We start from the raw sequence: 11895 nt of genomic DNA, 5'->3' as shown, positions 1-11895 counted from the left end.
CGAGCTCTGGTATCTTCTCAAGGATGGGTATAAGCTGGAGAAAGAATGAATTCCCATCCATGACAGGGGAGGATGGTGTGTGGGTTTCCCAGCTGTATCAGGGGTGTGAGGCGCTGTGGCGGGATGCCAAATACGCCGTCATGGCGCGAAATTACGCGCACGTGCGCGAGTTGTCGGCGTCACTGCGCCAAGCGCGGGGCGATGAGCAGGCGCTCCGCACTTGGCTGTATCGCCTCAAGTGTGTGGAGCAGGAACGTGTGACCCTTCCCGCGCTTCGCAACACGGCCTATCACCTGCTCGGCTATTGGAAGGACCGGTTGCCCGCGGAAGACCGAAGGAGACTCGCACAGCGGGCGTTGGACGATCCGGCGGGCCTCATCGCAGAACTCGGCGATCGCGTCCGCCGCGATGGGCCTCTGTATCTCGCGACGTCCTACGTGTTTCGCGACGAGCCCTGGGAGGAGACGGTGTTCCGCTATCAGGGCAACGTGTACCGGATGACCGTCGATGCGACGGAGGCGTTGGCCTCGGGAGATCCGTCGAAGCTGTTGGTCCGTATGGATCCGTTAGAAGACGGACCCGGACGAGTGACATGACGTCTGGACAAGCTCGGGCGCGGGCGTATGCAGGAGGTGAGGCTGTGAACCTGACGGTATTCACGGATTATGCGCTGCGCGTGTTGATCTACACGGCCAATCAACCGGAGGGAAAACTGGTGCAGGTGGACGAGATCGCGCGGGTGTATGGGATCTCGCGCAATCACCTGACGAAAGCGGTCCATCGCCTGGGGCAGGTTGGATATCTGGAAACGGTGCGCGGCCGCGGAGGCGGCATGCGCCTCGCGATGTCTCCGCACGACATTCGAATCGGAGACGTGGTCCGCGCGATGGAAGACGACTTCGCCGTGGCGGGGTGCTTCACGAATGGCCACTGCGTGCTGTTGCCGGGCTGCAAGCTGCGGCGCGCGCTCGGTGAAGCGGTGGACGCCTTTTTGGAGACCTTAAATCAGTACACGCTTGCGGACATCGCGGTCAGCGCGGCGGCTTTTCGCGCAACGTAGGATTGGCAGGATTCGGCGCGATGGCGTGGAAATGAAGTGGTGAGAACGGCTCACGCAAGACCGCTTGTGGCAGCCCTTGCGCCGTGGTACATTATACTTAGTAATCCGATAATCGAAGTTGGAGAATGGGAGAGATGAGGATGACGGAAGTCAACACGCTGCCCCGCCTCAATGAGCCTGCTCCGGATTTCGAGGCCAACACCACGCATGGGAAGATGAAGCTGAGCGACCTGCGCGGGAAATGGGTGGTCCTGTTCTCGCACCCGGCGGACTTCACGCCCGTTTGCTCGACGGAGTTCGGCGCGTTCGCTCGCCGCTATGAGGAGTTTGAGAAGCGGAACGTCCAGTTGATCGGGCTGTCCATCGACAGCGTGCAGTCGCACTTGGCCTGGGTGCACGACTTGGAGAAGGCGTTCGGCGTGAAAATCCCGTTCCCGGTCATCGCGGACTTGGACATGAAGGTCGCGAATCTCTACGGAATGATTCATCCGGCTGCCAGCAACACCTCGACGGTGCGGACGGTGTTCTTCATCGACGACAAGGGCATTCTCCGCGCGATGATCTACTATCCGATGAACGTCGGCCGCAACATTTCGGAGATCCTGCGGGTCATCGACGCGCTGCAGACCGCCGACCGAAATGGCGTCTCCTGCCCGGCCGACTGGCAGCCTGGCGATCCCGTCGTGGTGCCTGCCCCAGCGACGCTCGATGCTATCGAGACCGAAGAAGAGGCGGCGGCGAAAGGGCTCGAGTACAAGACCTGGTATTTGCGCATGAAGAAGCTTTGACCGCCATCTTTCACGGGCCGTCCCCCGAGCGCGGAGCTCGGCGGGGCGGCCTTCCCGTTTCTAGGGGTCATTCGCGGATGTGTCGTCAGCGTCTGCGGACGACCCTGGATCCCACGAGTCGGACGACCGCCACGCCCATGGCGAGCGCCAACACGATGCCAGAGGCGATGGGCACCATGCTCGTCACGCCGCCGGCGGTGAATTGCACCCAGATGTAGACCGGCAGGCTGTACGGGTGGTAGGCCATGAGCATGGTGGCGCCAAATTCGCCAAGGGCGCGGGCGAAGGTCAGCGCGGCGCCGGTCAGGATGGAGCCTGTTGCGAGGGGCACATAGAGCCTCCAAAACACTGTCCAGCCGTCGGCGCCCTCGAGGCGAAACGCCTCGTACAGTTCCTTCGGAACCTCTGCGAAGCCTGCGCGCGAGGTGAGCACGAGAAACGGGCTCGTGACGTACCACTGGGACAGCACGATGCCAGCCATGGAAAGCGTGAGTGGCAGGTGGTGCGCCGCTGCAAAGCTGCCAATGGCCGTGTAGGGGCCGAACACATCCATGAGGGCGACGCCGCCGACGATGGGTGGGAGCACGAGCGGCAGAAGTAACAGGGTTTCAAGCAACCACTTGCCCGGGAAGCGTGACATGACCAACAGGAACGCCGCGGGCACGCCAAGGACCACGGACAACGCCGTGGCGATGGCTGCGCTCGCCAGGGACGTGGCCGCAGCCTGCAGCAACTCCGGTTGGCGCCACGCCTCGGCGATGGCGCCGGGAGGCGCGTCGGCGGCGAGGCGGACGATAGGCCAGAGCGCGTACGCCACGGACACGGCGCCCGCAGCGTACAGCGCAGACGTTCTCACACTTCGAATCATCGGATCACGAATGCTCCGCTAGGGATTTCAGACTGGCCGGCACGCTCTGCAGATCGCCGTAGAACCGGATGGGCGTCGGGGTGAAGCCATCCTGCACCAGGATCTGATGGCCTTGCCCCACGGTCATGTAACGCACGAATGCCGCCGCCTGCTCGGGATGCGGTGCATGGGTGAGCACGGTGATGGTGAAGAGAATCGGCGCGCCTTTCACTGTCTTTCCGCCGCCGCTCGGCGTCCACGACACCTTCGCGTACTCCGCGGCGAGCGCCGGATCGCCCAAGTTGATGGCGCTCGGCAGCGTGATGTACGGCACATGCCACTCCATCGCCTCGTGTTTGTAGGCGATCACGGCGTCCATCTGGCCGCTCGTCAGCTGCGCGATGAGGTCTTCTTCTGGGAATACCTGAGCAGGGTTTTCGTCGCTCCCAAGAATGGTCTTCTCCAGATTCGGCTGATGGTAGTAGGCTTCTGCCAGCTTCATCATGAGAATCGTGTTGACGCCCTTCGGATCCAGTTTCGGGTCGGTGCGGCCAAAGCGGACGCCCGGCATCTCCAGCACCTTGTACCAAGGAACCTTGCCTTCCGCCGCCAGTTTGAACTCGCCGGCCTCTTTGCTCTTCGGCGAATAGGCAATCACCAGCTGGTCCGTCGCCAGCGTGGCATACCAGCGCGCTGCGTTGCCGTTCGACGCGCCCATCAGGTCGTTCACGTCCACAGCCGGAGAGGCGCTGATGAACACGTCGGGGTTGGCCAATTTGGACGTGACCATGTGGGCAAGTTCAGCCGATCCCGCCCCTTCGCCTTGAACATCGACGTGCAGCGCCTGATCCACGCGCGGGCGAATGACCTGTTCCATCACGTGCGTCATGGAGCCTGCGTAAAATACGGACAGCGGTACCGGCTTTGATGGCGCTCTGGAGGCGGCTCCGTTTGCCGCATGCTGAGCGGCGGTCGACGTGCCACAGCCTGAGACGGCGATCATCAGGCCAGCGATGGCGCCGCCCCACATGGAACGCTTCAAGATCTTCATGCTCATCCCCCTAGGTCTTGCGCCTTGATTTCACATGCATCTCGGCGCCGGTCACGGAGACGTCGTACGGCCCAAACGCCGCGAGATCTCGGCGGAATCGATCCGATTGCAGCAGATCGAGCACCTGCTGCACCCCGGGATGGTGGAGGCTGGCGCGCTTCATCACGAGCCAGGTGGTCTCTTCGCGAATGGGCACGAAGGCCACTTCGGGCGTCGTCGCGGCCTCGTGCGCGACTCCGACGTCCGCGCCGCCAAACGCGACGGCCTGCACCACGGCTTGATGCGTCTTGACCTCCAGGTCGTAGCCGGCGATCTCGTCCGCACGAACGCCTTCCCTCCGGAGCGCCTCGTCCACCAGCGCGCGAGCGCCCGCTCCGCGCGGGCGGTTGACGATGCGCGGACGCGCCTCGCGAAATCCCGTCTCGATCATCCAACGATGAGGATTGTCGCGAGGCACCACCCAGCCCATCCGCCATCGCGCCAGCGACAGGACCACAGCATCGCGTCCGCGGATGAGCGCACGGACGTCGTCGCTCGTCGCGTGGACGCTTGCGATGTGTGTTCGACCCGATTCGAGCTCTGTCATGGCGCCAGCGTTGGTCGCGAGAAAGTGGACCGCTTCACACGCGCGGCCCTGGCGATTCACCCAGGCGGCCAGCAACGAGAGCGCTGGATCACACCCCGACAGAAAGACGCGTGCCATCGATCCGTCAAACGAGGTCATCCAGTCGGTACAACCACTCTCGTCGCGCAGACCGTCGGAAGGAACAGGTTGAGCCGAGTCCTCGAGCGATCTCGCCACGCGCACGCCCGCGACTTCCGCGACCACCACGCGCTCTGTGCGCAAGCGGCCCGCTCCAGGGGGATTGACCGCCCTTTGCTCCGGATCAAAGAGCGACTCCACCGTGGTGCTGAGCGCTTTGGCCAGGCGTAAGGCGACGTGCGTCGAAGGACTCACTCTTCCCTGTTCAATGAGGCCCAATGCTTGCGGCGTGATTCCCGCGCGGCGGGCGAGTTCGGAACGGGTAAGCCCAGCCATCTCGCGCAGGGGCCGCACGGCATTCGGGAATTTCATGTGGATCGCCTACCTTGAAAGGATAATTTCAAGATAGCGCAAAGGAGATTCAGATGAAAGTATGTTTTCCATCTTCGGCGTGCGCACGCGTTCACATGCTGGCGACGAGGGCCGCATCACACTCGGCAGACGAACACATCAAAGCCGTGGCGAATGAAAATGACTCATCTGAACGATGAAAGCGTTGACATGAAGCTCGCGTTCTCGTATGATCGCGGTGTTCGAGTTTGTGTAACCGTTTTATGAAACTGTTGCACAAGGAGGTGACGCAGCTTGCGAGCGACCATCCGCGACGTCGCCAAGGCGGCGGGGGTGTCTGCTGCGACCGTGTCCCGCGCCTTGAACCGCCCGGATCTCGTCGATCCCGAGACCCTCGAGCGCGTTCGCAAGGCGATGGAGGAGATGTCGTATCAGCCGAGTGCCATCGCTCGAGGGTTGTCTGCGCGGAGAAGTGACACGCTCGGCCTCATCGTGCCCGGCATCACAGATTTCTTCTTCAACGAACTCTACAAGGGTATCGACCGCGCCAGTCAACAGTACGGCATGAAGGTCTTGTTGTACGACTCCGAACACTCGCGCGAACGGGCGTTTGAGGGGTTCTCCATCTTAAGCGGGTATCAGGTCTCCGGCATCATCTTCACCAGCAAAGTGGTGACGGAGGATTACGATCCGATTCTGCAGCGGCTCAACATTCCCGTGGTTCTCACGTTGACGCAGAGCGCTGCGAAGACGCCGCTCACCGCCTTTCGCATCGACGAAGTGCGCGCCATGTTCGACGTCGTGGCGTATCTGGTATCCCGAGGACATCGGCAGATTGCGATGATCGCTGGCAAGCTACGGGACGACCGGACGGGCGAATTGCGGTTAGAAGGATATCGGGAGGGGCTTCGCCATTTCGGAATCGAGTACTCTGAAGCGCGCGTCGAGTTCGGACAGTATCGTTTCGACGATGGCTATCAGGCCATGCAGCGCTTGCTGGATCGGATCCGAGAAGTGCCCTTCACAGCGGTCTGTACCGCGGCGGATGAAATGGCGCTCGGCGCAATACGCTGTTTGAACGATCACGGCTATCGCGTGCCAGACGACATCTCGGTGATGGGGTTTGACGATCTGCCCATCGCCCGCATGGTCACACCGAGACTCACGACCGTCGCACAACCGTTCCACGAAATCGGTGCGGAAGCTGTCAAATGGTTAGTGCGGGCGGCGTCGCAGCCTCCTTCACCATCCGAGATTGGGGACTATCTGTTGCCGCATCGCCTGGTGGAGCGCGAATCCGTTCGTTCCATGAACTGAAATTTCAAGATCTCTGGGGGTATGTGCATATGAAGAACAAAGTCAAACGTTGGACAAGCGTTGCGCTCGCAAGCTCTGCGGCCGCGGCGCTCGTGGTGGGATGCGGACAGACGAGCAACACCGGCAGCGGTGCAAACGGCAGCGCATCTACTTCGCCGTCGTCGGCCGATATGGTGAACGTGGCCGGGGTCCAGATTGCGAAGCCGACCCACCTTGTGAACTACAAGAACGCGTCGGGCACGATTGTCTGGGCCGAATCGTTCACCACGGGTTCCACCGCCAGCGAGCTGGTGTCGGCGTTCGAGAAGAAATTCCCGAAGATCAAAGTCAAGTTGCAAGTCCAGCCGTCGAATACGGACACGAACCGCGCCGATCTGACGGCGTCCATCAGCGGAGGTTCTCCGACGCCGGATGTGTACATGGGCGACGTGATCTGGCCCGCTCAGTTTGCTCACAGTCAGTTGGCCGCTCCGCTCTCGGATTATCTGCCCGCCTCCTTCTGGACGCGCTTTTCAAACGGGTTGGTGGCAGGCGCCACGTATGACGGCAAAGTGTATGCTGCGCCGCTCTTTGCCGATACAGCGTTCCTGTATTACCGCAAGGATCTGTTGGCCAAATATCACCTGCCCGTGCCCAAGACGTGGCAGCAGCTGCAACAGGAGGCTTCTTACATCGTCAAGCACGGCGGGGCGAAGTATGGGTTCGCGTGGCAGGGTGCCGACTACGAGGGGCTCACGTGTGATTTTAACGAGTACCTGGCGGACGCTGGTGGCAGCGTTTTGACGAACGGCAAGGCAACGCTCGACACACCGGCTGCGAAGCAGGCGCTCTCGTTCATGCGCGGGCTCATCACGTCCGGCGTCACGCCCCAAGCGGTGGACACGTTCCAGGAGCCGCAATCCGAAAATGTGTTCACGCAGGGCAATGCGGTGTTCCTGCGCAACTGGTCCTACGCATGGGCGGATTCCCAAGATCCTCAGAGCTCGAAGGTGGTTGGCAAGGTCGGTGTCGCACCCCTTCCGACCTTTGCGGGGCATGGCTCGAGCGGTTACAGCACGGTCGGTGGCTGGGACCTGTATCTGAACCCGCACACGAAGAACCTGGCGGCCGCCCTTCAGTTCATCGACTGGATGACGAGCCCGCAGGCTCAGGAAATCCTTGCGGCCAACTCGGAGATGCCCACCATCAAGGCTGTGGCGGACAGCCCGTCGCTCGCCAAGTACAGCCCGGTGTTTGCTCTGTTGCCCAAGGTGAAGTTCGTCTCGCGGCCTTCGCAGACCCCCAACTACCCGGCGGTCTCCAAGGCCATCTACGACAATGTCAACGCGGCGCTGGCCGGCAGTGTACCTGTCGCGCAGGCTTTGAAGGACGCGAATCAGCAAATCCAGAAGGCCCTGAGCGGCAGCGGTTCGGGTGGGCTCTGATGACGCCAAGGCGGGCGTACGCCGCCCGCCCATTTCATCGATTCGGCAGGGATTGCGCACAAGCGAAGGGAAGGGAGGCGTTTGCGCATGTCAAAGGTGATGGAAGGGCGTCCGTGGTTGCAAACCGGTGGCAAGCGGGTGAGCGTCGTGCGCCATGACGCTCGCGCCGGCGTCGGCATGCTGGCGCCAGCCGGTGTGGTCATCCTGGCCGTGACCATTTTCCCGATCGTCTATTCCGTGTGGATGAGCTTCAACAACATTCAACTCACCGAGAACGGATTTCAGTTCACCTTCAACGGCATCCAAAACTATGTCGACGTGTACTCTGCCCCGTTGTTTTGGCACAGCGTCTGGTTCACCGTCTACTATTCGATTGTGACAGTTGCCATCGAGCTCTTTTTGGGGCTGCTCATCGCCCTTGCGATTCAGAACGTGGAGAAGTTGAAGAGCGTGTCGGTAGTGGTGATGCTCATCCCGTGGTCTCTCATCACGGTCATTTCCGCTGAAATGTGGGGCTACATCTACAATGGCGTATACGGCGTGCTCAACGCCATTCTCCAAGGTCTGGGGGTCATCCACAGTCCCATCAACTGGACCGGCGAGCCGGTCACGGCCGTGATCGCCCTCATGGCAGCGGACATTTGGAAGACCACGCCGTTCGTCGTCATCATTCTCTTGAGCGGACTGCAGATGATTCCGAGGGACTATTATGAGGCGGCGCGCATCGACGGCGCGAACGGTTGGCAGACTTTTTGGAACGTTACATTCCCGCAGCTGCGAGGAAGCATCGCTATCGCAGGACTGTTTCGCATTCTACAGGCGTTTGGGATCTTCGACCTGCCGTTCGTGCTCACGCAGGGTGGGCCCGGTTCCACAACCACGTCGCTCGCCATGCTCGGTGAGGAGACGCTGTTTCAGAACCTGCACTTTGGTTTGGGAGCCGCGGTGGCTGTGAGCACCGTCATCCTCATCTTGGGGGCCTGTCTCGTCTTTCTATCTGCCTTCCGCGGGATGGTCGGGGAGGAAGCGCAATGAAAAAGCCACTGTATCAGCGCGTGATCGGCTATGTCGTGCTCATTTTCTTTCTCGTCGTGATCTTGCTCCCATTCTATTGGATGTTCGTCACGTCGTTCGAGCCCAATTCCGACATCAGCGCTTACCCGCCAGCGTACTTCCCTCATCATTGGACGTGGTCTCATTATGAAGAGGCTTTCGGCCAGTTTCACTTTGGGCGGTACATCTTGAACAGCGTGATTGTCTCCATCGCGTCGACGTTCTTCGTGCTTCTCTTCGGATCCATGGCGGGGTTTGCCATTGCGCGGCTTCCCATCAAGTTCAAGCAGCCGATGCTCATCTTCTTGCTCATCATCTCGGTGTTTCCACCTCTTGTCGTGATCACGCCGCTGTACATGTTGCTTCGCGACGTAGGATGGCTCGACTCGTATCAGGCGCTCATCATCCCGTATACGGCGTTCAATTTGCCATTTGCCATCTGGATTCTGCGCAATTACTTTTTGCAGGTGCCAGGTGCCTTGTTCGAAGCGGCCAAAATCGACGGCGCCTCGGTGTTCATGTCGTATTGGCGCATCTTCCTGCCGCTTACTACGCCAGGGCTCTTTACGGCAGCCGTGTTCACGTTCGTCGCCTGCTGGACGGAGTTTTTCATGGCACTCGTATTCAATCCGAACAACACCATGCGCACGATCCCGGTTGGCATCGCGCTGTTCAACGGGCAATACACGGTTCCATATGGAACCATTTTCGCGGGCTCGGTGGTGTCGATTGTCCCCATCGTCATTCTCGTGGTGATCTTCCGCCGCTGGGTTGTGTCCGGCTTGACGCAAGGGGCGGTCAAAGGCTAATTTGGCGGTATCCGTAAACACGATGGAGGGCCCGTGATGTACGACGTGTTGGCCATTGGCGAAGTGTTGATCGATTTCAGCGTGGTGATGTCGGCAGGGGTGCCGCAGATGTTCGGGTCGGCAGGCGGCGCGCCCGCGAACGTGCTCGCCGCCGTGACCAAGTTCGGTGGCCGGGGCAGGATGGTGGCGGGCATCGGAGAGGACGCATTCGGCGACTTTGTGCGCCGCGCGCTCGGGGCGGTTGGCATCGACGACAGCGGCCTGGTGCGCGTCGGCGCCCGCACCACGCTGGCGTTTGTCCACCTCGCACCCGACGGCGAGCGCTCGTTTTCGTTCGATCGGCATCCAGGTGCAGACACCCAACTTCGGCCTGAACATCTGCGAGAGGATTGGTTCGAACAGGCGAAGGTTGTGCACCTGGGATCGCTCGCGCTCTCTCACGAGCCAGCGCGCTCCGCCGCTCACCGTGCGCTCGATCTCGCCCGTGACTACGGGCGCGTGACGACCTTCGATGTGAACTACCGCCCTGCGCTGTGGAACGACCCTCGGGAAGCTGTGGAGCAATCGCTCCGCGTCATTGGCCGCGCGGATGTGGTGAAGTGCTCGGAGGAAGAATTGCACCTGCTCACCGGACGACAGAGCCCGGACGAGGCTCTGCTCGAGCTGGCCGCTGCGTTTCCTGACACTCGGTTCCTCGGTACCCTTGGCCCAGATGGCTCCATCACCGTCATACGGGGCGAATGCCGCCACATCCCCTCGATTCCCGTCCAGGCGGTGGACACGACCGCCGCGGGCGACGCGTTCTTTGGCGCTCTCTTGTATCAGTTGACGAACGATGCGACCCCCGATGCCGTCCAGAACCGCCTCCGGGACGACGCGTTCTGGCTTTCTGCGCTTCGCTTCGCCAACGTCGCCGGTGCTCTCACGGCTACGCGGCAGGGGGCCATCGATGCTCTTCCTGCGCTTTCCGACATTTTGGAACATATGCCTGCTTGACACGTCGTCGAGAGAGACGGTATAAAGGAGCAAAATGTCCAGAAACGTCAGGCGAGGCTCCTCTGGGGGCACCGGCGACAGAGTCAGGGAGGATGCGTGGCAGATGCAGATACCCATCGGCCTCTTGGGATGTGGCACCGTAGGCGCAGGCGTGGTATCGCTGGTGCGCAGAAGGGCGGATCGCGTCGCGAACATGACCGGTCTACGTCCTGTCATTCAGAAGATCCTCGTGCGAGATGTTCATAAGGATCGCGGCGTGCACTTTGAACACGAGCAACTCACGACGTCCGCCGAAGACATCTTGGGTGATCCGAACATTCAAATCGTCGTGGAGACCATTGGTGGCATCGAGCCAGCGCGCACCTACATCCTCGAGGCTCTGGCGCGCAAAAAGCATGTGGTCACCGCCAACAAGGACCTCATTGCCCTTCACGGTCCGGAGATTCTTCAGACGGCCGCGGCGAACGGCGTCAGCATCCTGTTTGAGGCGTCGGTCGGCGGCGCGATACCGCTCTTAGGGCCGCTGCAGGAGAACCTCACGGCCAACGAGGTGACGGATCTCAAAGGGATCATCAACGGGACCACGAATTTCATCTTGTCCAAGATGACCGAAGAGGGGCTGGACTTTGACGAAGCCCTGTCCCTGGCACAAGAACTGGGCTACGCGGAGGCGGATCCGTCGAGTGACGTCGACGGTCTCGACGCCGCGCGAAAGCTTGTCATCCTGGCTTCCATCGCGTTCCACACCGAGGTGCATTTGTCGGATGTGCGCGTCGAGGGGATTCGACACGTGACGGCCAGTGACGTGCGGTATGCGGACGAGGCCGGATACGTGATCAAGCTGCTGGCGGATGGTCGAGATCGCAACGGGCGGCTGTCGCTGTCCGTGCGGCCGACGCTCATTCCCAAAAGCCATCCGCTGGCCCACGTCTCGGACGCGTTTAACGCGCTCTTCGTCCGCGGAGACGCGGCGGGGGACCTCATGTTTTTCGGCCGCGGCGCGGGCCGAATGCCCACGGCGAGCGCGGTAGTCGGCGATATCATCGCGCTCGTGCGCAATCTGAAGCTCGGCGTGGTGACAAGTTGGCCCTACGCGCTGGCCGGAAGCCGCAAGCCGGTGGTCGACTTTGAGGACGATCTCTACAAGTTCTACTTCCGGCTCATGGCCGCCGATCAGCCGGGGGTTTTTGCGCAAGTGGCACACCTGTTTGGAGAACTGCGGGTGAGCATGGAGACGGTCTTGCAGAAGCGTGTCGCGGGCGGGCAGGCGGAGATTGTCATCGTGTCCCACGAGATCCCGGGCAAGCTCGCACACGAAGTGACGACCCGTCTTCGGGAGATGCCGAATATCGCGGTTGAAGCGGTCATGCCCGTTGAGCCGGTCAACGAGTGAGCGGGTGCGAACGCACCCGCTTTTTCCGCAGGTCAGCGCGCTCACGAAGAAGATAGCTCTTTCAACATCAGTTTGCAATCGTTTTCTTCTTCATAAGGGTCGC

12 protein-coding genes are annotated in these 11895 nt (G+C 61.2%); 9 read left to right on the top strand and 3 right to left on the bottom strand.

All coding sequences use genetic code 11. The annotated features are described in order from the left end of the window. Positions 1-77: 77 nt before the first annotated feature. The 3 genes from AS26_RS12250 to AS26_RS12240 all read left to right on the top strand — a co-directional run bounded on the left by AS26_RS12250 (position 78) and on the right by AS26_RS12240 (position 1848). Positions 78-596, top strand: coding sequence for a DUF1722 domain-containing protein (locus AS26_RS12250; protein ID WP_062309961.1), 519 nt, complete (start codon positions 78-80; stop codon positions 594-596). Between the two features lie 44 nt (positions 597-640). Then, positions 641-1060, top strand: a complete 420-nt coding sequence (locus AS26_RS12245) for an Rrf2 family transcriptional regulator (protein ID WP_062309958.1) — start codon at positions 641-643, stop codon at positions 1058-1060. A 134-nt stretch (positions 1061-1194) separates the two neighbouring features. Further along, on the top strand, positions 1195-1848 hold the full coding sequence (locus AS26_RS12240) for a peroxiredoxin (protein ID WP_174519944.1): 654 nt from the start codon (positions 1195-1197) through the stop codon (positions 1846-1848). A gap of 85 nt (positions 1849-1933) precedes the next feature. Here the strand turns inward: AS26_RS12240 and AS26_RS12235 are convergent, their stop codons facing one another. Genes AS26_RS12235 through AS26_RS12225 form a run of 3 tightly spaced genes read right to left on the bottom strand, consistent with a single transcriptional unit; the run spans position 1934 to position 4821 of the window. Then, on the bottom strand, positions 1934-2704 hold the full coding sequence (locus AS26_RS12235) for an ABC transporter permease subunit (RefSeq protein ID WP_245629760.1): 771 nt from the start codon (positions 2702-2704) through the stop codon (positions 1934-1936). A 16-nt stretch (positions 2705-2720) separates the two neighbouring features. Then, entirely contained in the window at positions 2721-3746 is a 1026-nt protein-coding gene (locus AS26_RS12230) for an extracellular solute-binding protein (protein WP_062309964.1), read from the bottom strand. A gap of 10 nt (positions 3747-3756) precedes the next feature. Next, positions 3757-4821, bottom strand: coding sequence for an XRE family transcriptional regulator (locus AS26_RS12225; RefSeq protein ID WP_245629759.1), 1065 nt, complete (start codon positions 4819-4821; stop codon positions 3757-3759). 273 nt (positions 4822-5094) lie between these two features. Between AS26_RS12225 and AS26_RS12220 the strand changes: the two genes are divergently transcribed. The 6 genes from AS26_RS12220 to AS26_RS12195 all read left to right on the top strand — a co-directional run bounded on the left by AS26_RS12220 (position 5095) and on the right by AS26_RS12195 (position 11792). After that, positions 5095-6117 (top strand): LacI family DNA-binding transcriptional regulator, encoded by a 1023-nt coding sequence (locus AS26_RS12220; RefSeq protein ID WP_062309950.1) that lies wholly within the window; start codon positions 5095-5097, stop codon positions 6115-6117. Between the two features lie 29 nt (positions 6118-6146). Further along, positions 6147-7541, top strand: a complete 1395-nt coding sequence (locus tag AS26_RS12215) for an ABC transporter substrate-binding protein (RefSeq protein WP_062309947.1) — start codon at positions 6147-6149, stop codon at positions 7539-7541. Between the two features lie 87 nt (positions 7542-7628). Continuing rightward, on the top strand, positions 7629-8576 hold the full coding sequence (locus AS26_RS12210) for a carbohydrate ABC transporter permease (protein WP_062309944.1): 948 nt from the start codon (positions 7629-7631) through the stop codon (positions 8574-8576). Further along, complete coding sequence (locus tag AS26_RS12205; protein ID WP_062309941.1) at positions 8573-9403, top strand: carbohydrate ABC transporter permease; 831 nt, start codon at positions 8573-8575, stop codon at positions 9401-9403. The genes AS26_RS12210 and AS26_RS12205 overlap by 4 nt, the downstream gene beginning before the upstream one ends. 36 nt (positions 9404-9439) lie before the next feature. Further along, positions 9440-10399, top strand: coding sequence for a carbohydrate kinase family protein (locus AS26_RS12200; protein ID WP_062309938.1), 960 nt, complete (start codon positions 9440-9442; stop codon positions 10397-10399). A 103-nt stretch (positions 10400-10502) separates the two neighbouring features. Further along, a complete protein-coding gene (locus AS26_RS12195) occupies positions 10503-11792 on the top strand; it encodes a homoserine dehydrogenase (protein ID WP_062309934.1) in 1290 nt (429 codons plus the stop codon). Positions 11793-11895: the final 103 nt, after the last annotated feature.

The sequence above is a fragment of the Alicyclobacillus sendaiensis NBRC 100866 genome (assembly GCF_001552675.1).
Taxonomy (GTDB): domain Bacteria; phylum Bacillota; class Bacilli; order Alicyclobacillales; family Alicyclobacillaceae; genus Alicyclobacillus; species Alicyclobacillus sendaiensis.
This window is presented reverse-complemented; position numbering and strand designations above follow the sequence as displayed.

Coding starts and splice junctions, on each gene's coding strand:
- AS26_RS12240 (WP_174519944.1), top strand. CDS start 1,195: ATGAGGATGACGGAAGTCAACACGCTGCCCCGCCTCAATGAGCCTGCT.
- AS26_RS12230 (WP_062309964.1), bottom strand. CDS start 3,746: ATGAAGATCTTGAAGCGTTCCATGTGGGGCGGCGCCATCGCTGGCCTG.
- AS26_RS12225 (WP_245629759.1), bottom strand. CDS start 4,821: ATGAAATTCCCGAATGCCGTGCGGCCCCTGCGCGAGATGGCTGGGCTT.
- AS26_RS12215 (WP_062309947.1), top strand. CDS start 6,147: ATGAAGAACAAAGTCAAACGTTGGACAAGCGTTGCGCTCGCAAGCTCT.
- AS26_RS12210 (WP_062309944.1), top strand. CDS start 7,629: ATGTCAAAGGTGATGGAAGGGCGTCCGTGGTTGCAAACCGGTGGCAAG.
- AS26_RS12205 (WP_062309941.1), top strand. CDS start 8,573: ATGAAAAAGCCACTGTATCAGCGCGTGATCGGCTATGTCGTGCTCATT.
- AS26_RS12200 (WP_062309938.1), top strand. CDS start 9,440: ATGTACGACGTGTTGGCCATTGGCGAAGTGTTGATCGATTTCAGCGTG.
- AS26_RS12195 (WP_062309934.1), top strand. CDS start 10,503: ATGCAGATACCCATCGGCCTCTTGGGATGTGGCACCGTAGGCGCAGGC.